Source organism: Methylobacterium sp. 88A (assembly GCF_000376345.1).
GTDB classification, from domain to species: Bacteria; Pseudomonadota; Alphaproteobacteria; order Rhizobiales; family Beijerinckiaceae; genus Methylobacterium; species Methylobacterium bullatum.
The window spans coordinates 2340122-2362723 of the sequence record NZ_AQVT01000001.1 but is presented as its reverse complement, the minus strand read 5'-3'; the positions used below and the strand labels follow the sequence as shown (position 1 = coordinate 2362723).

Sequence of the window (22602 nt, the reverse complement as noted above, 5' to 3'; positions counted from 1 at the left end):
TCACACGTTCTCGATCACGATGCCACTGATCTCGTTCGCGACGTCCTCGAACCGGTCGACCACATCCTCCAGATGCCCGTAGATCTCGGCGCCGATGATGTAGGCCATGGTGTCGCCGTCGCCGCCATCCTTGCGATGGGCCCGGTAGAGGGCCTTGAGGCCGCGCTCCTGCAACTCGTCCGACCGCCCCTCGACGCGAGTAATCCGCTCGGTGAGAGAGTTGATCCGCGCCGCATGGGTGCCGACCGCGTTGAGAAGGGGGATCGTCTCGGCCGTGAGCCGCGCCGCCTCGATCACGGTGTCGCCCATCTCGCGCATGAGAGGCTCGAAGGAGCGGATCTCGTAGAGGGCGATGGTCTTCACGGTCTTGTTCATCTGGTCGATGGCATCGTCCATCGATTGGATCAGGTCCTTGATGTCGCCGCGGTCGAACGGGGTTATGAAGCTGCGCCGGACCGCGAGCAGGACCTCCGCGGTGATCGCGTCGGCCTCATGCTCGCGGTCGACAATCACTTGGCAGTAGCCGGGCACGCCGTCGCCGCCCTTCAGGACGCCCTGGAGCGCCTCCGCACCCGCGACGAGGGTCTGGGAATGGCGCTCGAACAGGTCGAAGAAGCGATCCTCCCGCGGCATCAAGGCCCGAAACCAGCCCATCATTCGGCGTGCCCCTTCCCGATGTGGCGGGCACTCTCCGTTCGGCGTCGCAGGCTATGTCAGCCGTCGTGCCACCGTGGCCGTGAGAGTCCTGCCGGTCGGTAACGTCTTCGAGGCCGCTCCGGTGCCGGTCATTCGCTCCGACCCCGTCAATATTCCCATTCGGCGCCCACCCCCACGGCGGTGCGGCCGTCGCTGCCGGCCTCGCCCTGGATCTTGATGCGGCGGGTCACGTCGTAATCTACCGTGGCGGCGGTATCCTGGGGCTTGGCGCCGGCCTTCACACCGACGCTGAGACGGTCGCTGAGGTAGCGCGAGGCCCCCAGCGCCGGGCCACCGCTGGCGCCGGTGGAGACGTCGAGGCTGTCGAGCCCGAGGCCCTTGCGGGCCTGTTCGAACACGTCGGGGCCGCCGGCACCGCCGGAGAGCTGCGACACCGCCTGGGCGAGCTGCAACGCCTGGAACGGCGACAGCCCCCCGGCCGCCTTCTTGAACAGCAGCCGCGACAGCACCTCGTCCTGCGGCAGGGACGGGTCGGAGGTGAGGACGAAGTCGGGCTGGTTGGCCGGGCCGGTCACGGCGACGCGGGCGGTGACCTCGGCGGCCTTGGTCTCGGCCTGGAAGTCGAGATCGGGGATCGCGAGTTCGCCGTTGAAGGCGAGGCGGCCGCGGGTGAAGTCGAGGCGCTGGCCGATGATGCTGAGACGGCCGCGGCGCATGGCGAAATCCCCCACCGCCACCGGGTCACGAGAGGTGCCGGTGAGGCGCAGGTCGCCGCCGAGTTCCGCGTCGATGCCGCGCCCGCGCACGAAGATGCGGTTCGGCGCATGGACGGCCACGTCCAGCGTCGCGTCGAAGGGTGGAGGCGCCTTCCTGCGCTTGCCCAGAGCCGCGACCTTCGCCTTGCGGTCGGCCTTCGCATCGACGCGCGCCCGCACGTCCGCGGGCGTATTGACCCGGCGCACGCCGGGCAGGGGCTGCACCGTGGCCGGCAGACGATCGGGGACGGTCACGTCGACGGAGACGAGGTCGACCCGCCCCGACACTTTCGGCGTCCGCGCCAGAGGACCGCTCAAGGCGAGGTTGAGACTCGCGGTGGCGGTGACGATGGGGCTGGAGACGAGCTCGGCCCGCTCGGCGGTGATCTTGAACGTGCCGGGGAACCCGCCATTCGGGTCCAGGGCCACGCGGCCGCTGGCCTGGAGGCCGCCGCCGTTCCGGGTCTGCGCGGTGAGGCGCTCCACCACGAGGGTATCGCCGCGCCCGGTGACGCGGCCCTCGATCTGCTTGAGGGCGATGCCCTGGAGCGGATCGGTGAAGCTGCCGCCGGAGAGGGTGGCGGCACCCTCGGCACGGGGCGCGTCGAGGGTGCCCGACACGCCCCCGTCGAGGGCGATCCGGCCGGCGACCCGCTGGCCGCCGACGCTGAGCAGGCTGTTGGCCATGGCCGCGTCGAAGGTGCCGCGCAGTTTCAGCGCGATGGGTCCGCCCGCCGAGACGGGCAGGAAGCCGGCAAGAGTCAGCTCGGCCCCGCGACCGGCCGAGACACGGCCCTCGATCCCGGCGCGGCCGTCGCTCAGGGTGCCGCTCGCCTTGGCGTCGATGGGCGGCAGGCCGGCCTTGCGCGTCTCCGGCGTCACGACCTTCGCCACCGACAGGGCATAGTGCCCCTCCGGCCGCGCACTGGTGCCGCGGATATCGGCGTCCCCGTCGAGGGTGCCGGTGAGGGCGAGGCTCGGCGAGGCGATACGGGCGAGCGCCAGGGGCAGCGCCCGGATGCCGAGCTTCAGGTCGAGATTCGATCCGGCCCTTCCGGCGAGGCTGACCCGACCGGTACCGGCTGCGATGACGAGGCCGTCGATGACGGCCGACCCCCGGTCGAGGGTGACGGTCGCCGGGCCGGCCAGTGCCAGACGATCCTTGCCGCGTGACGCGGAGAAGCGCGACAGCTCGATCCGCGTGGCCTCGGCCGGAACCAGCCGGGCGGCACCGTCGAGATCGAAGCCGCGCGCTTTGGCGGTGAGGGTGATGTCGCTGGCATTGGGCGACCCCACGGCCAGGAGGCGCACGGTGTCGATGGACTCGCCGGCGGCGATGACCCGGTCGGCATTGACACGCCCGTCCACGACGGGATGGGCGAGGAGATCGCGGCCGGTGAGATCGGCGTCGAGTTGCGCGAGGCCGATTTCGCCCGAACGCAGGGAGGCGCCCTTGGCCTTCACCGACGCGTCCTGGCGTCCCCCCTCGCGCGAGAGGGCGACGGTCGCGTCGAGGCTGCCGGCGAGCGGCGTGAGGGCGAGCGGCGACAGGTCGTCGAGATTGGCGGCCGAGAGCGTGACGCTGCCCTGAGTCAGGAGGGTCGCCGCATCGACGGCCGCCTTACCGGCGAGGGTGGCCGAGCCGAGATTCACAGCGAGCCGGTCGAGGGACCAATCCGCGCTCGTGCGGGCGAGATGCACGTCCCCGCGCAGGGTCTTGCCGCCAATCTCGCCGCCCAGCGCCAGAGTCCCGTCGAGCGCCCCGGTGAGGTCCTTGAGCGTCGCGGCCACGCGGAGGTCCCGGATCGGGCGGCCGAGTGCGCGTCCGTCGGCGGCGGTGAGGGTGGCGGTGAGGTCCGGCTTCTCCAGGGTTCCGGAGAGCCGCCCGTCGAGGAGGGCGCGGCCGGCAAGGCGCGGATCGATGGCCGAGAGGGTCTTCACGTCCACCAGGAGCTTGGCGTCGGCGAGGCGTGCCGTGGCCTTGCCCTCCAACCGGGCCACCATCTCGGCGCCGTCGAGCTTCACGCCATCGAAGCTGTACCCGTCGAAGACCTGAGATAGTCTGCCCGAGAAATGTGGCTCGCGGCCCAGGAGCCGGTCGAGGGCCGGCAGGCCGAGGACGAGTCCCTTTGTCGTCGCGTCTACATCGGCGGTCACTGCCTTGCGGGCGGGGTCCCCGCTCAAATTCGCCTTCACGGCGACGCTGCCGGCCAGGGTCCGGTCGGCGACATCGGAGAAGGCCGAGAGATCGGCGAGGCCCGCCTTCAGCGTGCCGGTGAGCGTGTTCTGGCCGACGCGGCCGGCATAGGAGAGCGTGGCTGTGGGCGCGTCGAGATCGAACGCTGCCACATCGACCACGCCGTCGGGCTGGAGGGTGCCCCGGAAGGTGAAGGCACCCCGCGATCCCACCGCCCGGCGCAGGGCCGGGTCGGCGAGCTTCAACCCCTCCACATTGGCATCCGCACGGAGCGCGAAGCGGGTGGCGCTGGGATCGCCGCCCGTGGGTTCCATGGCGAGGCTGGCGGCGATCCGCTCGAGGACGTTGCCGTCCGCGCGCAGGCCCGCCGCCTTGAGGTCGCCGTTCACCCGTGGCCGGGCGATAGGACCCTTCACGGTCCCGTCGAAGACGAGGGTGTCGAGCTCGGCATTGGCCGCCTTGGTGACGCTGCCATCGGTGGGGACGGCGCGGGCGGAGATCGTGAAATCGGCGACCCGCTCGGGCGTGAGGTTGCCCGAGGCATCGAGGCGGGCGGTGCGGGAGGCGAGGGCGAGGCGGTCGATGCCGAAGGCGCCGTTATCGGCAAAGCGCAGGGCTCCGTCGAGCTTGGTGGTGCCGGAGAAGATCGCCGCCGCCGGGCCGGGCAGGAGGCCCTCGATCCGCGAGGAGAGGTCGAGGGTGAGGGAGCGGTCGGCGCCGGCGCGGGCGATGCGGGCCGTGCCCTTGGCGCCGAGATCGGGGCCCGCGTCGAAATCCAGCCGAGCGTTCCAGGCATCGAGGGTGCCGCGTCCGTCGAGATCGAGGTTGATCGGCGGCTCGCCGGGGAGGTTGGCGAATTTGGAGAGGAGGCCACCGGCGGCCTCCACCAGGGTGGTCTTCACCTCGAGCTTCTCGCCCTTGGGCACGAAGAGCAGGCGGGCGACGAACTGCCCGGTGGCGTCGAGGCGGCGCACGGACAGGTCGAGGTCGAGCCCTTCGGACGGGGCGCCGAGCTTGGCCTTCCCCTCGGCGGACAGGCGCGCCGGCTGACCGGCGACGGTCTCGCCGAGGACGAGTTCGGCGAGCTTGAAGGCGGTGATCTCCACCTTCACGGGCAATTCGGGCAGCAGCGAGCCATCGGGTTCCGGCGTCGCCGAGACCGGGGCGGGGAGGGGACGGCGCAGCACTTCGAGGCGGCCGATCTCCAGGCTGTCCACCTGCAGGCGACCCGAGAGGAGGGCGAGGCGGCTCCAGACCAGGCGCGCCTTGTCGAGCTTCAGCCAAGCCCCGTTGCGATCGCTGATCACCACGTCGCGGATCGTGGCGTTGGAGGACAGCGCCCCGTCCACGGCACCGATGGATACCTGGGAGCCCGGCGTGGACAAAGCCTTCGACAGGAGCCCGCCGAGCACGGTCTTCTCGCCGTCGTCGGCACGGGTGTGGGTGGCGGGAACGGCGATGCAGACGGTCAGGCCGAAGACGGCCACGATGACGCGCGTTCTCCCTCCCCCCTTTGCGGGGGAGGGTGGCCCGCGAAGCGGGTCGGGAGAGGGGAGCGCCGCATTCGGAGAGGTCGTCCCCTCTCCCGCGTGCTCCGCAGGCACCCTCCCCCGCAGAGGGGGGAGGGTCGATGCGCACCGACCGGAAACCCGTCCGAAAAATTCCATCAGAACGACTGCCCCAGGCTGATGTACAGGGCCACGGGACGCTCGCGGTTCCCCTTGATGCGGTCGAGGGGGAACGCCACGTCGACGCGGATCGGGCCGATGCCGGTATAGTAGCGGAGGCCGAGGCCCGCCGCGTAGCGGATGCGCTCCTCGAAATCCGGCAGGCTGCCCTCGAAGGCGGTGCCGGCGTCGAAGAACGGCACGACCCCGATCGTGTCGGTGATCTTGACCCGCGCCTCCACCGACGCTTCGAGGAGGCTGCGCCCGCCCACCGGCAGGTTGAACGGCCCGCGCGGGCCCAGCGTCCGGTAGGGGAAGCCGCGCACCGAGCCGCCGCCGCCGGCGAAGAAGCGGATATTGGCCGGGATGTCCTCGAGGCTCGCGCCCGAGATCGAACCGAAGCCGATGCGGCCAGCGAGGATGTAGCGGGCCTCGTCGTCGATGGCGTAGTAGGTCGAGCCCTGCGCCTTGGCGACGAAGATCGACGGATCCGAGCCGAGGAACCCGGCATAGGGGGTCACCGAGGCGGTGGCCCGGAACCCCTGCGTCGGATCGAGCAGGTTGTCGGTGGAGTCGTAGGCCACCGACAGCGGTACGCCGACGAGGCGGTAATCGACCTTGCCGAGCGCGTCCTGCGAGCGACCGGCCTGACCGTCGATGCCGATCTGCGCGTAGAACGTGTCGGAGAACCGGTGCCGGATGCCGATCGTGCCGCCGGCCGCGTCCGAGACGTAGGATTGCTGGGCCTCGCGGCCCGCGAAGACATTGGCCACGAGATCGTTGCGCGTGCCCCACAGGGCCGGCTTGACGAAGGTCGCCGAGACCCGGCCGCCCAAGCCGTTCGAATCGATCCCGGCGGCCTTGCGCTGCGCAGCGTAGAGGTCGTTGCCGAGATAGTAGATGTCGGCGTCGAGCCGCAGGGTCTCGCCGCCGCCGAACAGGTTGCGGTTGGCGTAATAGGCACGGATGCCCGGGCCATCGACCGTGGAGTAGCGGGCCGCGACCCCGATCAGGTTGCGGTCGCGCTCGGTCACGTCGACGAAGATCGGCAGGTTGCCCTGCGCGTCGAGCGCCTCGCCCTCGCCCTCGCGCACCCGGACCGAGCCCAGCGCCTCGACCTTGGCGACGGACCGGCGAATGTCGGCCACGGCCTTGGGCGAATAGGGGTCGCCCGGCTCGCTGTAGATGAAGGAGCGCACTACCGCCGGATCGAGCCCGGTGGTGCCGCGCACGGCGACCTCGCCCAGCCCCGCTATGGGGCCGGGATCGATGGTGAAGCGGACGTCCATGACATGGGCGGCGTCATCCACCACCGGATCGCGCGAGACCGCCTTGGCGAAGGGATGGCCCAGGGCGCGGAAGCGATCGACGATCTTCGCCTCGCGGGCGAGCACGGTGGCCGAGCGGGCGGGGACGTCGTCGCCCACCCGGACGAAACGCTCGGGCAGCACCTCGGACGGGAAATCGTTGCCGCGCGGATCGGAAGCCGCCACCGTGCGGAGCTTGTAGAGCGGACCGGCATCGACGACGATCTTCACGGGCACCAAGGCCCGGTTCCGGCCGCCCTCGGCGGCCCGCGCCGCAGCCGCCACCGAGGCCTCGCCCGACAATTCGACCTCGTCGATGCGGATGGCGACCTTGCCCTGGTAGTAACCGTAGCCGGAGAGCACGTCGGACAGGCGGCGAAGGTCCGCCTCCGCCCGCCGCACGATGCCCTCGCCATCGGGCGGCGCGTCCTGGCGCAGGCGATAGAGCGTGGAGGTGTCCTGCAGGGCCTGTAGAACGTCGTCGTCCTCGAGCCCCTGGAATTTCACCGAATAGGGCAGCGTCTCGCGGCTGGGCGCCGGCGGCTCCTCCTCGGAGCCGAACAGGCCGAACAGGTCGAAGGCGACGGCCGGGGAGGAGGCGAGGGCGGCCATCGACACGCCGCCGAGGACGGCCAGGGCCACGCCCGCGCAACCGTGTCTCAAACCCCTGCCTTTGGAATTCTGCATGCCCGACATCACGAAGCGCGACCCGCCCTCATGATCCGCCACGGCGCAACCCCGACGGTTCGTCCGCCCACCTTCGATTCCGTCATCCCGCCCCCGCTTCGATGCCGGTCAACCTTCCGTGACGACCCCTCACCGGGTCGTTAAGGTCGTTCCTCGCCCCATGTCGCAGAGTGGCAAGCCTAGCCGTCGCCCCCGGCGAGGGCAACCACAGGCAGTGCCGCAGCCCGGCCCCGTCATGTCCGCGCCGCAGAACCCGTCCGTCATTCAGTCGGCTCGCTTTCGCGATGGAAATCGCAGGCCATGTCGGGAACCCGGAACGGCCGGGAGCCTTGTCTGAGAATCGCAGGCACCCTAACTTTCACCTATCGGACCTTGTCTTCAACGATCCCCCGCCGGTTCATTCCGGGTCGCACGCCCAGCAGTCGCTGCAGAACTGCCGCGGGCCGTCGCTTCGATCCCATCGCATCTCCGAGACCCTGCGCCCTGTCGGCTGCGCGTAGCGTAACCGCGGCCCGAGAGGCTCCTCCACACTTTATTCGAGACGAGGGCGCGACCCCTGCAATCGCGTTCCTCCCGACGGCGAGAAGGACATATCCATGAGCACGGGCACCGTGAAATGGTTCAACGAGACCAAGGGCTACGGCTTCATTCAACCGGATGACGGCGGCAAGGACGTGTTCGTCCATATCTCGGCCGTGGAACGCGCCGGCATGCGCAACCTCATCGAGGGGCAGAAGCTGTCCTACGAGATCGAGAACGACCGCCGCACCGGCAAGCAATCCGCCGGCAACCTCCAGGCGGCCTGAGGCCTGGACGAACGAGGGCCCTCCCGGTGAGGCCTTTGTTCAACACATGCATAAGAAGCCGCCCTGCCATGGGCGGCTTCAGTTGATTCCGGCCGAATCGTGAGTCATTGGGCTATCCGATTCGATTCCGTCCTTCGATGATTCACAGCAAGGCTCAGCGCCGCGCGCTTCCGCTCGCGGAACGGGCCGAGACGCACCACCCGAGAAAGGTCAGATGAGCGCCTTCGACTACAGGAATTTCGACGACCGCCGTAAGAACTCCGCCAGCGCCAAGCAGATGCTGCTGGAAAAATTCAAGGCCCGTCCCCCGGCGGATGACCCGGAAATGATTGCCAAGGCCCAGGCCCGCGCCGCAATCGCCCGTGCCCGGGACGAGAGGGCTCGCGAACGCGAAGCCGCCCGCATCGCCGCCGAAAAGAAGGCTGCCGAGGAGAAGCGCGCTCGCGAAGAGGCGGAACTCGCCGCCCAGATCGCCCGCGAAGAGGAAGAGACTCGTCTCGCCGCCGAGCGCAAGGCGATCGACCTGGCCGAGAAGAAGGCCCAGCGCGATGCGCGCTATGCCGCTCGCAAGGCCAAGGCCCGTCGCTGAAGGCCTGGATGGGCCATCCCTCGCAAGGGAGGCCTCGTCATCTCGATGACCGCCAAGGGCTCGGATGGTTGTACCGGATCTCGTATCCGGTGCTTCTATCCGGGCCCTTTCGCGTCGTCGCCGAGGCTCACGCCGAAGTCGGGCGAGAGCGCCTGTGTCAGGCCTCGTTCTCGGCTTCGCCCTCGTCCTTCTCGGACGTCGTCTCGACTTCGCCCTTGGGCTCCGTATCCGCCTCGGGGCGGGGGCCGGCCTTGAACGAACGACGCGGAGCGTTGCCGCGCTTCATCTGCGCGGGCTTCTCGATGGCGCCGAGACGCTCGGAGAGCTGCTTGGCCCGCTCGTTGAAATCGTTGGTGGTACGCGACTGAGACGCACCACTCTTGAACGCATTCGCCACTTGGGCCTCATGGAGTTGCCCAGGGCACGGGTTCGTGCGGGGTTGGCCGTGTTCTAGCACGGTTTGCCGCCGAGCGGGCAGTTAACTGTCCGACACGGCGAGCGACGGTCCGGCGCCGGACCGTTCCGGTCCCCTGACGGGACCGGGACCGGCTTCAGAACCGGGCCGTCAGGAACAGCCGGACGTTGCGGCCGGGCAGCAGGATTTCATCCTTCTTGAACGAGGCCGAGTTGCGGATGTCGTCATCCAGGAGGTTGCGCCCCTGGAGCCCCACCGTCACCTCGCTGGCACCGTAGATCACCGGATCGAGGGACTGCGTATACGCCAGCTCGGCGCGCAGATCGTTCCAACCCCGCGTCAGTGTCTCGAACGGCGCGATCTCGGTATGGTCGAAGGCGTGGAGCAGGTTCACGCGGCCGAACCAGCCATTCGCCCGCAGAAAAGCACCGCCACCCAGGCGATGGGGGGGGATCCGCGGAACGTAGGAACCGTCGTCGAACTGCGCCCGCACGAAATCGTACTGCGCCTCGATCCCGGCCCAGCCGTCGCCGACGGGAAGGATGTCGAGCTGCGCGCCGATCTCGGCGCCGTAGAAGGTCGAGTTGGCCTGTGAGTAGACAATCTGGCGCAACTCGTCGCCGCTGCCGCAGGAGGCGAAATCGTCGTCGCAGCGGTTGCCGGTATCCCGGCGGTAGATGAAGCCGGTATAGCGCGTGACGTATCCGGTGGCGTCGAGGCGCAGGGGACCTTCGGCCCGGCGCAGGCTGAGCTCCACCGTGCGGGCACGCTCCAGCTTCAGGGTCGGGTCACCGATCTCGAAGGTCGCGGTGGCATCGTGCGGCCCCTGCGAGAACAGCTCGTAGCTGGTGGGCGCGCGCTCGACATAAGAGCCATTGACGCTCGCCACGAACCCGTAGGGCAGGTCCTGCAGCGCGCCGAAGCTGAGGCTCTTGGGGGCGAAGCGGCGCGTCAGCGCGGAGCTCGACGGATCCGTGCCATTGGGCAGGAAGTCGGCGGGGAACAGCGTGGCGGTGCTGTTGAGCCGGTCGTTCCCGATGCGGCCCGCCGCCTGGAAGCGCAGGCCGCCCCCGACCGCCAGTTCCTCGAACAGGTAGGTGGCGAGGGAACGCGATTCCGTGGCCGGCAGGAAGCTTTCGAGCTGCGAATTGAGGACGCGCCGGCCCGTCTGCAGGCCGACAGCGCCGGTGAGGGTGCCGAGCGCGGTGACGACCGGCACGTGTTGCGCCTCGAACCGGGCCTCGACCTCGCGGTTCTTGAAGATCGCCTGCACGCCCTCTAGGCCGTTCGCCCCCCCGGAACCCTCATGCGCGATACCGATCTCCTCATGGCGGTAGACCGACCCGCCGGCCCAGAACCGGAGAACCTCGAACGGCCCCTGAAGCGGCCGATACTCGCCACGGGCGAGCACGCGATCCTGGTTCGGGGTCAGCCGTGTGCGGGCCTCCTCCGCGTCGCCTCCGGGAATCTGGTACATCGCCTCGTAGTGGCTGAACGACACGCCGACGAAGCCGCGATCGCCGATGGCCGAGATCCCGATGGAGCCGCCCTGCGTCTCGGTGGCCGAGTTGCGCTGGATGCCGCCGGGAATGGCGTAGGAATCGGTAGCCGTCTTGAAGCCGTCGGCATGGACCGCGATACCGTTGGCCCCGGCATCGACGCTCGCCGCGCCGAGCCTTCCGTTATCGACGCTGGAATAGCCGGTGGTGACCTGGCCGGAGACGCCCCGGGCCGGGATGAAGGTGGGCACCTGGTTGTTCTCGGACGAGACCACGCCGCCGATGGCGCCCGAGCCGTAGCGCAGGGTCGCGGGGCCGCGGATCACCTCGATCCGGTCGGCGGTGAGCGGGTTGACCGGCACCGCATGGTCCTCGCCGAGATCGGACACGCCGCCATTGACGATGCCGTTCTCCTGGATCCGCACCCGCGCGTTGTCGAGGCCGCGAATGATCGGCCGCGAAGCCGCTCCGGGCGCATAGGTCGAGGACGAGATGCCGGGGCGGTCGGAGAGGGCGTCACCGAGGGTGCGGGGCTGGTTGCGCTGAATCTCGGAGCGGGTGACCACCGTGACGGGCGAGAGGCTGTCGCCGACGACCGGCAGCACACCGGTGGGAAAGCCCCCTGCGGCGGAAGGGCCGGGGGCGGGGAGGATCGGGCTCGCGGACGTCACGCTCAGTTCCGAGAGCGTCGCCTCGGCCTGCTGGGCCGCGGCGGGGGCGATCATCGCGCCGGATGTGAGACCCGCACCGGACAGCATCGTCCCGGCCAGCCAGATCCTCGATCGTCTCATCTGCATCACGCCCCGAAATCACTATGTTATAATGTTTCATTGCTGAGTGCGTTTCATGCGGCAAGGGGAGATATGGTCCGCGTCGCGGTTGAAACCCGACTGTGGCCGATGCGCATCATCGCCGAAACGGTCGGCGGCGAGCGATGAGTGTGGATGCGACGAAGGCAGCGCTTGCGCGCGGCCTCGCGCGGGCAAAGATCCCCGTCGTGATCTCCCTGTCCCTCCTCGGCGCGATCTTTCGCGTGTTCTGCCTCCTCCTGCTCGGTCTGTTTCTTCTGCCGCTCGGCAGCCATGCCCTGTGGTGGATGGCGCGGGGCGGTGGCGCGGCGGACTGGGCGGTGGCCGACTGGTCGAGCGCCGGGCTGTTGCGCCCGCCCAAAGCGTCGGACCCGGCACTCGTCCGGGTCTATGCGGCGCGGGTCGGGCGCTGGCGGGGGATCTTCGCCCATCACAGCTGGATCGTGGTGAAGCCGGACGGCGCCGCCCGCTACACCCGCTACGACGTGGTCGGCTGGGGGATGCCGGTCCGCACGGACGGCTGGGCCGCGGACGGACGCTGGTTCGGCAACGATCCGCAGACCGTCCTCGCCCTCGACGGGGACGATGCGGCCCGCGCCATCCCGTCGATCCGCGCGGCGGTGGCCGATTATCCCTACCGGGCGCTCGGCACCTATCAGGCCTGGCCCGGGCCGAACTCCAATAGCTTCACCGCCCATGTGCTGGCCCGCCTTCCGGAGGCGCAGGCGATCCTGCCGCCGACGGCTTTGGGCAAGGACTGGGCGCCGCCGGGCCGCATCGTCGAGCGGACGCCGAGCGGCACCGGCATCCGGCTGACCTTCAGCGGCTATGCCGGGCTCACCGTCGGCTGGGTCGAGGGCATCGAGTTGAACCTCCTCGGCCTCGTCGCGGGGCTCGACCTGCGCCGCCCCGCGATCAAACTTCCCGGCTGGGGCAGGATCGGAACGGCATGACGACACCCCTCCTCATCCGCCCGGCGGAGCCCGGCGACACCGATGCGATCTGGTCCATCCTCGAGCCGGTGATCCGGGCCGGCGAGACCTATGCGCTGCCCCGCGACGGCTCGCGCGAGGCCATGCTGGCCTACTGGTTCGCCCCGGCAAACCAAGTCTTCGTCGCCCTGGACGGGGGCAGGGTGCTCGGCACCTACATGCTGAAGGCGAACCAGCAGGGCGGCGGAGCCCATGTGGCCAATGCCGGGTTCATGACCCATCCCGATGCGGTAGGTCGCGGCATCGCCCGCGCCATGGGACGGCACGCGATCGAGGGTGCCACCCGCCAGGGCTTCCTCGCCATGCAGTTCAATTTCGTCGTCGCCAGCAACACCCGCGCGGTGGCCCTGTGGGAGAGCCTCGGCTTCTCGCGGATCGCCCGCTTGCCCGAGGCGTTCCGGCATCCGGGCCTCGGGCTGGTCGATGCCCTGGTGATGCACAGGAAGCTCGGGGCCGACGACGCGTCGTAAAGCGCACGCGCGACCTTTGCGCTCGCGACGGAACCTCGGCACGCGGGAAACCTTGTCGGGTGCTTCCCTCAGCGAGCCCCATGCCCGATCCCTCCCCGCCGCCGAACGGCTCGCCCCTGCGCGTCACCGTCGATCTCAACCGATGCCAGGCCTACGCCCAGTGCTGCTACGCGGCGCCGGAGCATTTCGTGCTGCATGGGCGCGAGGCTTTGTTCTACGACCCCGCGCCCTCCGCATCCGACCGTCTCGCCATCGAGCGGGCGCGGGTGTCCTGTCCGGTCCAGGCGATCCGCGTCGAGGACCCGGAGCGGCAAGGCCGATGAAAAATATGAATGCCGAAGGACATGCGGTGGTGGTCGGCGCCTCCCTCGCGGGCCTGCGCGGCGCCGAGGCCCTACGCCGGGCGGGCTTTGCCGGCCGCCTCACCCTCGTCGGCGACGAGGCGCACCGACCCTACGACCGGCCGCCGCTCTCGAAGGCCGCCCTCACCGGCGAGATCGCGCCCGAGGCGACCGCGCTGCCGAACCTCCATGCCCTGGATGCCGAATGGCGGCTCGGCGTCGCCGCCATAGGCCTCGACCGGGAGGGCCGCGAGGTCCGCCTCGCCGATGGCGCGACCCTGTCCTACGACCGGCTCCTCATCGCCACCGGATCGCGCGCCCGACCCTGGTCGAATCCGACTGAGGCGGGCCTTGCCGGGGTCCATACCCTGCGCGGGCGCGACGATGCCGCCGCCCTCCGGCGGGCGCTCGCCGCCGGCCCGAAGCGCGTCCTCATCATCGGCGCGGGTTTCATCGGCTGCGAGGTCGCGGCCTCCTGCCGGGCCCTCGATCATGCCGTCACCCTGATCGATCCGGGACCGGCACCCCTCGCTAGAATCCTCGGGCAGCCGGTGGGCGAGATCGTCGCCGCCCTGCACCGAGCTCTCGGCGTCGACCTGCGCAGCCGGACCAAGGTCGCGCGGCTCGAAGGCGATGCGTCGGGCCGGGTGGTCCGGGCCATTCTCGATGACGGCAGTGAGGTGGAAACCGACCTCGTGGTGGTGGCGTTGGGCGCGGTGCGCAACACCGAATGGCTGAGCGGTTCCGGGCTCGATGCCGGCCCAGGCGGCGTCCTCTGCGACGAGGCCGGTTACGTCCTCGACATGGAGGGACGCCCCGACAGGGTCATCGCCGCGGCCGGCGACGTGGCACGGTTTCCCCATCCGCTCTACGACGGACGTCCCGTCGCCCTCGAACATTGGGGCCACGCGGTGGCCCAGGGCGAGCATGCCGGGCGCCTCCTGGCAGGAGCGGCCACGGGCGCGGCCTATGCCGAGATGCCCGCCTTCTGGTCGTCCCAGGGCGGCGTCACCATCAAGTCGGTGGGCCTGACTGAGGGGGCGGATGCCATGGTCTTCGCGCAGGGAAGCCCGAAGGAGGGCCGCTTCGTCGTCGTCTATGGCGCCAAGGGACGCTGCATCGCCGCATTGTCCTTCGATTCAGGGCGCTGGCTCCCCGCCTATGCCGAGCAGATCGCAGCGCGCGCCCCGTTCCCACCGATCCGCGTCGGGGTCGACCTGCACGGTCTCGCGGTGCTGCAGCCGGGCTTTCCCGAGGAACGGACATCGTCATGAAGGCCGGATTCCTGTTCGAGGCGGTCAAGGACGAGGCCAACCGGGCCGATCCCTATCCGCTCTACGCCCGCCTGCGCGAGACGCCCGTCTCGCGCCAGGACGACGGCACCTATGTGGTCTCGACCCATGCGGCGATCACGAGCCTCCTGCACGATCCGCGGATCAGTTCGGAGACCCTGCCGCCGAGCCAACGCCCGCGGACCGGCAACCCCCTCTCGGACTGGATCGTCAACCCGGTCAAGGATCACGTCACAAACACCCATCGCCCGTTCATCTTCCGCGATCCGCCGGACCATGACCGGCTGCGGATGGCCGTGATGGGGCAGTTCACGCATCAGCGGGTCCATGCCATGCGCGGACGCTCGCATGACCTCGTGGCCGATCTCCTGGACAAGCAGAGCGATGCGACGAGCTTCGATCTCGTCTGCGACGTCGCCTATCCGCTTCCCGTCACGGTGATCTGCGAGATGCTGGGCGTGCCGCCGGAGGACGAGCCGCAATTCCACGGCTGGGCGACGCAGCTCGCCTCGGCCCTCGAACCGGACAACCTCGGCAATGAGGAGGCACGGGCGAAGAACATCACCACCTTCGACGAAATCTCCACCTACATGCGCGGCCTCATCAAGGAGAAGCGCCGGCACCCGCAGGACGACATGCTGTCCGGCATGAGCGGCGAATCGGGCAAGGACGGTGGAGCGGGGATGGGCGAGGTCGACCTCATCGCCACCGCCATCCTGCTGCTGGTGGCCGGCCATGAGACCACCGTGAACCTCATCGCCAACAGCATGCTGGCTCTGGTGCGACACCCCCACATCCTCACGCGGCTCGCCGGCGAGCCGGACCTCGCACCGCGCCTCATCGAGGAGATGCTGCGCTACGACCCGCCGGTGCATTTCCGGACGCGGCGGGCATTGAGCGCCATCGACATCACCGGCACCACCATCCCGGAAGGCGCCGACATCGTGCTCCTCCTCGCCTCCGGCAATCGCGACCCGGCGGTGTTCCGCGATCCGGACCGGTTCGACCCGGATCGGCCCGATATCCGCCATTTCGGTTTCGGCGGCGGGCTCCATTACTGCGCGGGCGCGCCGCTCGCCCGGTTCGAGGCCGAAGCGGCCCTTGTGGCGCTGGCACAGCGCCTCGTCCATCCGCGCCTCATCGATGATCCGCCGCCCTATCGCTCGGGCGCGGCCCTGCGCGGCCCCATGCATCTTCGGCTCNCCNTCGACGGAGTGGCACCCCGCCGCTGACCTCGCTCGGACACGATTGCGGCCTTGCCGCCACACCGTGTCCGAAAAGCCGGGGCGACGCGCCTTTCCCTTGTCAGGCCCGCGGCATTGCCTTGCCGTCAGCGCAATTGGCGGTGACGCAACGGTTCATTGCCGAAGTCCCCGCCGGGAAGAGAGATCGATGCCGCGTCAGTTCCTGTCGACCGTTGCCCTCGTCGCCCTCGCCGCAGGCCTCGGGGCCTGCAGCTCGTCGCGCCTCGACGGGCCGAGCCGCGGCAGCCGCGCCGGCCTCGGTGCCCAGGCCGCCCTCGAGCCGGTCGCCCCGGCCATGCCCGCCGGCCCGGTGACGTCCGCCCCCCTCGCGCCCCCGCCCGGCGCCAGCGCCGCCCCTGTCGACGCTCCGCCTCCGGTGGGTGCGGACGTGGCTCTGGCGCCGGCCCCGGTCGTCGCCGAACCGGTCTACGTGCCGCCGCCGGCCCCGCCGATCGTGTCGAGCGGACGATCCTCGGTGGTGGGAAGCTGGAATGCCAAGGACGCCACGGGCGCGACCTGCAAGGTCTCCCTGTCGAGCGCCCCCGCCCTCGACCTCTACAAGGCGAACGCCTCCGGCTGTGCCAACAAGGATCTGGCGAAGGTCACCGCCTGGGATTACCGCGACGGCGAGGTCTATCTCTACCAGCCCGGCGGCACCGTGACGGCCCGCCTGCGCCAGGGTGGGGGTGCGTTGGACGGAGCGCTCTCCAAGTCCGGCGCCTCGCTCGCCCTGGCGCGGTAAGGGCTTATGTCATTGCATGAGAAAACCCGCATAAAGTCTTGCCAGAGCTGAGTTTCAGGGCGTAACCCGAAGCCCCAGCAGCCAGGTATTGGCGCTGAAGCTCGACCCGGCGGAGCTGCTGTCGATCTGCTGGTAGATGTAACTGCCGCGCATGGAGAGCCAGCGGTTGAAGCGGTAGTCGAGCCGGGCGGTGGCGGAGAAGCCGCGCTCGGTGATGTTGACCCGGTCGTAGTCGCTGGCGAGGTAGCCGCCGCCCAGGGTGATCGACAGGTTGCGCAGGAGGTCGTGCTGCACCTCCAGCGTCACCGCCTTGGTCAGCACGCCGCTCGATCCCGGAACGGCGGTCTCGATGATGCCGGTGGCCGCGTTGAGCCGCACGGTGGTGAGCGGGCTCGCCGTCCAGATCAGGGCCGCGTTGACGATCGGGGCGGTGAGGTCCTTCAGGCCTGGATCGACATAGGTCCGGTGCTGGAGGCCCGCCGAGACCTCGCCGCTGACGAAGCGGGTGAGCGCCACGCGGGCGCCGCCCGTGACCGTGATGCCGTCGGAATTCCGGCGGATCCCGTTGGAATCGGTGCGGAGGTCGTAGACGCGGGTATCGGCCAGGACATCGACGAAGGGCGAGATGACGGGCGAGATCTCGTAGGAGGCGCGCAGCCTCAACCCGTACTGGTTCAGGTTGCGGTCGCTCTGGTTCAGGATCGCCCCGTTCGACAGCGTCGCGCTCTCGAACTCCGACCGGTCGATGAGGCCGCGCAGGGAGACCTGCAGCCGGTTGAACGTCTCGGTGACGCCGATCGTCGTGCCGTAGCTCGCCACGATCGGGCGGTTCGACAGCGTGGCGTTGATGTCCGGCGAGCCCGGCCGCTGCGTCTCGACGAGGAAGCGGGTCTCTACGTCGACGGTGGTGCTGCGGTTGGCGTCGAGGCGCAGGCGAACCGTGCCGGCGCCATTGGGCCGGCTGGCGGCCTGGTTGTCGGGAAAGTCGAGATAGCCGCCGCGGAGTTCGCCCGCGAGTTCATGCGAGGACCAGTCGCTGCGGAAGGCGAGCTCGCCCTCGGTGCGCAGGGCGAGCGACCCCTTGGCGCGGTCGGCGGTGATCTGGTCCGGATTGGTGTCGTAGCCGACGCTCTGCTGGAACACCGGCAGGAAGGTGAAGGTCCCGAGCTTGATGCCGAGGGGGGCATAGGCCTCGTCCACCCCCAGCGGCCTGCGCAGGGCGGCGCCGAGGAAGGCGCCCGGCGTGCCGATTCCGGCCAATGGCAACAGGGTCAGGGACGGCGCCGGGGGCGGAGCGGGCGAGGGGGTCGGCAGCGGCGCACCGACGACGGCATTGCGGATCACGGGTGTGAGGCGCAGGTCCGGCGGCGGCGTCTGCACGATGGAGCGGACCGGCCGCGTCGTCGCCACGCCGAAGCGGCGCGGCGGGATCGCGCGCAGGCGCAGGAGATCGGTGGGATTGCGGTTGTTGCCGGCGCTCGTGGCCGGACGCGCGACAGGCGCGAGGGAGCGCCGTCGGGCGGGGGTGCCGGCCGAACCGTCATCGGTCTGTGAGACAGCGCCCTCGCTCGGGGAGGCGGCGCCGGTGGACGCATCGCCGGAGGCACCGCTGCCGCGCAGGGTCGGGCCGCCCGTACTACCCGCACCCGTGGCCGAGGATGGATTCGTGCTGCCGAAGGTCGGTGTGGCGGGTCGCGGCGTCGGGCTCGACTGGGCCTCCGCCTGGCTTCCGGGCAGGGCGACGGCAGCCGTCAGGATCAGGCCGTGAAGCCCCCTCCTGCGCCATCCTGCGATCGGCCCTGCACGCATCACGGACGAGTGTCTCTCCGCGGGTCCCCGCCTCGAGCGGTGCGCGCGACAGGACCGCTGCCCGGGATGTTTCACGGACGTCCCTTCGCGCATCCCGGACCGGCGCGACGGACGCGGCGGCCGAAGATCGTCCCGGGGGATCGCGCCCCCTCGGGACGCGGCCAGACCAATGCGGGACGGCTCCTCGCCGACCCCATCGTGGTAAAAGAACAGGGTTAGCGTTGTCTTAAGACCGCATCGTCGAGTGGGTGGAAGCCACGCGGAGAGGCCGTCGCTAGGCGATTTCCGTCCCCCCCGCGATGGTGGCGGCCGGCCTTCGCCCTGGCCGGACCTCACTGGAACGGCAGCGTAGGATCAGGCTGCGGCTAAGCCGGAACCGCCCAACATGCCGGATACATCGGCGGGCACGCTGAATGGGTTTCGCGCTGCCTCATGCACGGCTTCGTCGACGGCTTCATCAATGCTGAAGGCGTCGGCATGGATCAGGATCAGCGCCAACATCCCGTCCACCAATGCCGACCGGCACTCGGCGGCCAAGCGGGGATCCGAAGCGGCCAGTTCCTCCACCGCAAGTGCGATGGGATGATCGGCTGGGGACGGAACGTCACGGCGGCTATGGAGCATCTCGATGAACGCCTTCAGCACTCGTTCGCCCGCCTGAAAATCGGACAATGCATGTGCCTGCCCGAGCAACAGGTTTCGGAGGCGATCCGGTACGCGATCATCCTTCAGCGCACGCTCGGTCACATCGAAACACCGATTCAAATCGGCGTTTGCTCGCTCCAGGGCACGTGCCTTTCGATGCGTGTCGTGAGTCGCGCGGATCAACTCACGCGCAACGAGAAGGGTGAGCGCCAAGATCGCGACGATAACGAAGGGCGTTCCCTGCATGCCGGTCACCATATTCAGGATGTATGACACAATCTCTGCGTTGACAAACAGGAGGAGGCGCTAGGGCGGCGGAGGGGGCTGGTCCGGCGAACCGGCCGACGATGGAGGAATCCGCTTCGTGCGCGGCTTCTGTGCCGCGATGGGCGCGCCGCGTGATTTCGCCGTCAGTTCGAGGCTGGATTTCCTGGCCTGAAGGTCGATACGCGCCGTGGCGAAATTGCGGATGAGCCACAGGATGCAGAAGAGGCATCCCGCGCCGATGGCCCAGGCTGGATCGACATGGGCGATCAAGGCTCCAAATGTCGCCAGGATGATCACGGAAAAAACGAGCCCATCCGGTCCGAATTTCCCGAGCCCCTTGATGGCTTGAGCAAGCGCTTTTTCCATGCACGCAGATCGCGATTTTTCGAACGCAGCAACCTAAATCATTGGAGGGCTCGGGACGAGATGGATTCGCCCTGATCAAGTTACGTTGCCGTCCCGTGTCGAGAGCCGCCGGCCGATCACACGGGGGCGAGCAGCGGCCCGCTCAAGCGGTCCGACCAGGTCACCGACGATCCCGGTGCGGCGCGCTCCATGGCGTTCAATGCGTCGACGAGTTGGTCGGCCACGGCGAAGGCAAGCCCGACCTGCCGCAGTCCTTTCACCCATGCCGGTCGACCGGTTTTGGTGTCGAAGACCGTCCACCTGTCGAGGCTCCGGTCATCGGAATGAAGGTCGTAGGTGATGCGGCAATCGATGAACATCGGTGGTCCACATGGTGGTGGTCAAGATCGCGGCCCTGGATCACGCAACCCCTACCATCCCGTTCAATCCTGCCATCCCCCATATGGGGTATGACGACTGTCCCGCCGGCGGATCGACGCCTCGGGCAGAAGCGGGCCGCGTCAGCCGAGGCGGTGATAGGCCTTGAACCAGCGCACGAAGGCCGGGATGCCGACTTCGATCGGCGTCGTCGGGACATAGCCGAGGTCGCGGGCGATGGCGCCGAGATCGGCGTAGGTCTCCCTCACGTCGCCGGGCTGCATCGGCTCGGACCGGCGGATCGCAGGGCGCCCGCAGGCCTCCTCCAGCACGTCGATCATGCGCAGGAGCGGCACGGACGTGTTGTTGCCGATGTTGTAGAGCCGGTGCGGCGCATGGCTGCCGCCGGCCTTCTCCGCGCCGTTATCGGGGGGCGGATTGTCGAGGCAGGCGAGGATCCCGCTGACGATATCGTCGATGTAAGTGAAATCCCGTCGCATCGCGCCGTCGTTGAACACGCGGATCGGCTCGCCCGCGAAGATGGCTTTGGTGAACAGCCACAGAGCCATGTCGGGCCGTCCCCATGGCCCGTAGACGGTGAAGAAGCGCAGTCCGGTCTGGGGCAGGCGATAGAGATGGGCGTAGGTTTCGCTCATCAACTCGTCCGCCTTCTTGGTGGCGGCATAGAGCGAGACCGGATGGTCGACGCGGTCCTCGACCCGGAAGGGCAGGGAGGTATTCCCGCCATAGACCGAGGAGGACGAGGCATAGGCGAGGTGCGCCACGCCCCGGTGGCGCGCGAATTCCAGGATGTTGAGGTGACCGACCACGTTGGCCTGAACGTAGGCGCGCGGGTTCTCGATGGAGTAGCGCACCCCGGCCTGCGCGCCGAGATGGACGATCCTGTCGATCCCATGCTCGTCCAGCCCCCTGTCCAGGGCCTCGTGATCGGAGAAGTCGATGGGCAGAAAGCGGAATGCGTCGCCCCGGCGCGTCGCGAGATCTTCGATCCGGTCCCGCTTGAGCGCGACGGAATAGTAATCGTTGAGATTGTCGATGCCGATGACCGTCTCGCCACGCGCGAGCAGGCGATCGGCCACATGGTAGCCGATGAAGCCCGCGGCTCCGGTCACGAGAATCGCCATTGTCGGGTCGAGGCCTCACCGTCGCCCGGACCGCCTGCCGACGAGGCCGGCGGCGATCCGGAAAGGTCCGTTCAGAGTCGCTCGTAGAGTTCCTTGAGGCGCCCGCGATAGATCTCGGGGCTGTATTTCGCCGCCTGAACCTTGCCCATTTCGGAGAGGCGCCCGCGCAGGTCCGCATCCGAATCCACCGCGCGGATCGCGTCGGCGATGTCGCGGGTGTCGTAGGGGTTGATCAGCAGGGCCGCGTCGCCGGCGACTTCCGGCGTCGAGCCCTCCTTGGAGGTGATGACCGGGGTGCCGAGCAGCATGGCCTCCAGCACGGGAAGGCCGAAGCCTTCGTAGAGGGAGGGGAACACCACGCCCTTGGCACCGCGGATGAGGCTGACGAGGAGCGAGAACGGCGCGTAGTCGAACCGCCGGATGCGGTCGCGCTGGTAGGTCATGTTGTCGATCTGCTCGAGATACGAGTTCGTCGCCGGATTGATGAACTTGAACTCGATATCCGATTTCCAGGCCGCGCCGCCGACGATGACGAGTGGCGCCGAGACCTGGCTCGCGAGATAGGCCTCGACGAGGCGGCCGACGTTCTTCTTGGGCTCGATGGCGCCGAAGAACAGGAAGTAGCCCTTGTACGGCAGGCCGAAGGCGCCCTCGATCTCGCGGCGGACCACGTCCTCGGGCTTCTCGGAGAACTTCTTGGGGATTTCCACCGACTGGTAGGTGTTGGTGATCCGGTGCTCGGGGCAGCCGAGCAGGTTGATGATGTCGCGGCGCGAGGTCTCGGACACGGTGACGATGTGATCGGCATCCTTCACGATGCGCCGCATCAGGCGCAGGTAGCGCCGCTTGATGTCACCGGTGGTGAAGGGCAGGCGCAGGGGCACGAGATCGTGCAGGGTGTAGATGTTCTTGGCGCCCGGAATCCGGATCGGCAGAGGATAGGTCCAGTGCATGATGTCGGGCGTGCGCAGACCGCTGACGCGCAGGGTGCGATTGTAGGTCTTGAAATAGGAGAGCGCGACGTCGAACAGGTTCACGCTGTTCCAGATCTGGTCGAAATACGGCATCCGCGATTCGAACGTCTTGCTGATGACGGTGCCGGTGATCGGCACCTTCACCGCCCGCCGCCCGAGCGGCGAGGTCATCTGGTCGCGCAGGTAGCGCAGGATCACCAGCCATTGCGGCGGGATACCCACCGCCGGATCGAAGAACGAAATCTCGCGAAGCAGCGGGTCGAGGCCCGGAGATGCGCGGGTCCCGTAGAGGACATCGGTCCGGTAGCCGAGCTCGTGCAGCTCGTAGCTCAGGTTGCGGGCGTAGGTGGCGACGCCGGTCCCCTTCTCCAGGCCGAGATTGTACCCATCCAACATCACACTTTTAGGCATTCCGGACTTCCTCGGATGGTTCTGCGATGGGGTCGTTGGCGATAGGAATGAAAGACTCGGACCACATGCGATTTCACGCGCCGGTAGCTCGGCCCCTCGTGCCGTCCGAACTCCGTTCCTCCTCCTCGGGCGCTGACGCCTCCAGGAGGACGGAGTTCG

The 22602-nt window shown here is 69.0% G+C and carries 19 protein-coding genes; 8 read left to right on the top strand and 11 right to left on the bottom strand.

Features of this window, described 5'->3' with window-relative positions:
- From A3OM_RS0111285 to A3OM_RS0111275, 3 genes are all read right to left on the bottom strand, one after another.
- Positions 1 to 657, bottom strand: coding sequence for a DUF47 domain-containing protein (locus tag A3OM_RS0111285; RefSeq protein ID WP_018043865.1), 657 nt, complete (start codon positions 655 to 657; stop codon positions 1 to 3).
- A 146-nt stretch (positions 658 to 803) separates the two neighbouring features.
- Positions 804 to 5096: a translocation/assembly module TamB domain-containing protein gene (locus A3OM_RS0111280; RefSeq protein ID WP_018043864.1), complete on the bottom strand. Its 4293-nt coding sequence runs from the start codon at positions 5094 to 5096 to the stop codon at positions 804 to 806.
- Positions 5097 to 5275: 179 nt separating this feature from the next.
- The gene (locus A3OM_RS0111275) at positions 5276 to 7195 is read right to left on the bottom strand and encodes an autotransporter assembly complex family protein (RefSeq protein WP_051074401.1); all 1920 of its coding nucleotides are present in this window, start codon (positions 7193 to 7195) and stop codon (positions 5276 to 5278) included.
- 671 nt (positions 7196 to 7866) lie between these two features.
- On the opposite strand from A3OM_RS0111275, the gene A3OM_RS0111270 reads away from it, so the two are divergent.
- Both A3OM_RS0111270 and A3OM_RS0111265 read left to right on the top strand, forming a co-directional pair.
- Positions 7867 to 8076, top strand: a complete 210-nt coding sequence (locus A3OM_RS0111270) for a cold-shock protein (RefSeq protein ID WP_018043862.1) — start codon at positions 7867 to 7869, stop codon at positions 8074 to 8076.
- 214 nt (positions 8077 to 8290) lie between these two features.
- Complete coding sequence (locus tag A3OM_RS0111265) at positions 8291 to 8665, top strand: DUF6481 family protein (protein WP_018043861.1); 375 nt, start codon at positions 8291 to 8293, stop codon at positions 8663 to 8665.
- A gap of 157 nt (positions 8666 to 8822) precedes the next feature.
- On the opposite strand, the gene A3OM_RS0111260 is transcribed toward A3OM_RS0111265, so the two are convergent.
- A complete protein-coding gene (locus A3OM_RS0111260; RefSeq protein ID WP_018043860.1) occupies positions 8823 to 9062 on the bottom strand; it encodes a hypothetical protein in 240 nt (79 codons plus the stop codon).
- 154 nt (positions 9063 to 9216) lie between these two features.
- Positions 9217 to 11337 (bottom strand): TonB-dependent receptor, encoded by a 2121-nt coding sequence (locus A3OM_RS0111255; RefSeq protein WP_085984265.1) that lies wholly within the window; start codon positions 11335 to 11337, stop codon positions 9217 to 9219.
- Positions 11338 to 11513: 176 nt separating this feature from the next.
- Between A3OM_RS0111255 and A3OM_RS0111250 the strand changes: the two genes are divergently transcribed.
- From A3OM_RS0111250 to A3OM_RS0111225, 6 genes are all read left to right on the top strand, one after another.
- Positions 11514 to 12341: a DUF3750 domain-containing protein gene (locus A3OM_RS0111250; protein WP_018043858.1), complete on the top strand. Its 828-nt coding sequence runs from the start codon at positions 11514 to 11516 to the stop codon at positions 12339 to 12341.
- A complete protein-coding gene (locus A3OM_RS0111245; RefSeq protein WP_018043857.1) occupies positions 12338 to 12850 on the top strand; it encodes an N-acetyltransferase in 513 nt (170 codons plus the stop codon). The genes A3OM_RS0111250 and A3OM_RS0111245 overlap by 4 nt, the downstream gene beginning before the upstream one ends.
- A gap of 80 nt (positions 12851 to 12930) precedes the next feature.
- Positions 12931 to 13173 carry a ferredoxin gene (locus tag A3OM_RS0111240; protein WP_018043856.1) on the top strand — a complete coding sequence of 81 codons (243 nt, stop codon included), beginning with the start codon at positions 12931 to 12933 and terminating at the stop codon, positions 13171 to 13173.
- Positions 13170 to 14465 carry an FAD-dependent oxidoreductase gene (locus tag A3OM_RS0111235; protein ID WP_245257784.1) on the top strand — a complete coding sequence of 432 codons (1296 nt, stop codon included), beginning with the start codon at positions 13170 to 13172 and terminating at the stop codon, positions 14463 to 14465. Before A3OM_RS0111240 ends, A3OM_RS0111235 begins: the two co-directional genes overlap by 4 nt.
- Positions 14462 to 15715 carry a cytochrome P450 gene (locus A3OM_RS0111230; protein ID WP_018043854.1) on the top strand — a complete coding sequence of 418 codons (1254 nt, stop codon included), beginning with the start codon at positions 14462 to 14464 and terminating at the stop codon, positions 15713 to 15715. Before A3OM_RS0111235 ends, A3OM_RS0111230 begins: the two co-directional genes overlap by 4 nt.
- A gap of 160 nt (positions 15716 to 15875) precedes the next feature.
- The gene (locus A3OM_RS0111225; protein ID WP_018043853.1) at positions 15876 to 16469 is read left to right on the top strand and encodes an AprI/Inh family metalloprotease inhibitor; all 594 of its coding nucleotides are present in this window, start codon (positions 15876 to 15878) and stop codon (positions 16467 to 16469) included.
- A gap of 54 nt (positions 16470 to 16523) precedes the next feature.
- Here the strand turns inward: A3OM_RS0111225 and A3OM_RS0111220 are convergent, their stop codons facing one another.
- From A3OM_RS0111220 to A3OM_RS0111195, 6 genes are all read right to left on the bottom strand, one after another.
- Positions 16524 to 18278 carry an outer membrane beta-barrel protein gene (locus A3OM_RS0111220; RefSeq protein ID WP_018043852.1) on the bottom strand — a complete coding sequence of 585 codons (1755 nt, stop codon included), beginning with the start codon at positions 18276 to 18278 and terminating at the stop codon, positions 16524 to 16526.
- Between the two features lie 354 nt (positions 18279 to 18632).
- The gene (locus A3OM_RS0111215) at positions 18633 to 19199 is read right to left on the bottom strand and encodes a hypothetical protein (RefSeq protein ID WP_157196470.1); all 567 of its coding nucleotides are present in this window, start codon (positions 19197 to 19199) and stop codon (positions 18633 to 18635) included.
- Positions 19200 to 19229: 30 nt separating this feature from the next.
- Entirely contained in the window at positions 19230 to 19556 is a 327-nt protein-coding gene (locus A3OM_RS0111210; RefSeq protein WP_018043850.1) for a hypothetical protein, read from the bottom strand.
- Positions 19557 to 19672: 116 nt separating this feature from the next.
- Entirely contained in the window at positions 19673 to 19915 is a 243-nt protein-coding gene (locus tag A3OM_RS23840; protein WP_018043849.1) for a hypothetical protein, read from the bottom strand.
- 141 nt (positions 19916 to 20056) lie between these two features.
- Positions 20057 to 21058, bottom strand: coding sequence for an NAD-dependent epimerase/dehydratase family protein (locus A3OM_RS0111200; protein WP_018043848.1), 1002 nt, complete (start codon positions 21056 to 21058; stop codon positions 20057 to 20059).
- Positions 21059 to 21129: 71 nt separating this feature from the next.
- Positions 21130 to 22443, bottom strand: a complete 1314-nt coding sequence (locus A3OM_RS0111195; RefSeq protein ID WP_238254165.1) for a glycosyltransferase — start codon at positions 22441 to 22443, stop codon at positions 21130 to 21132.
- Between the last annotated feature and the right edge of the window lie 159 nt (positions 22444 to 22602).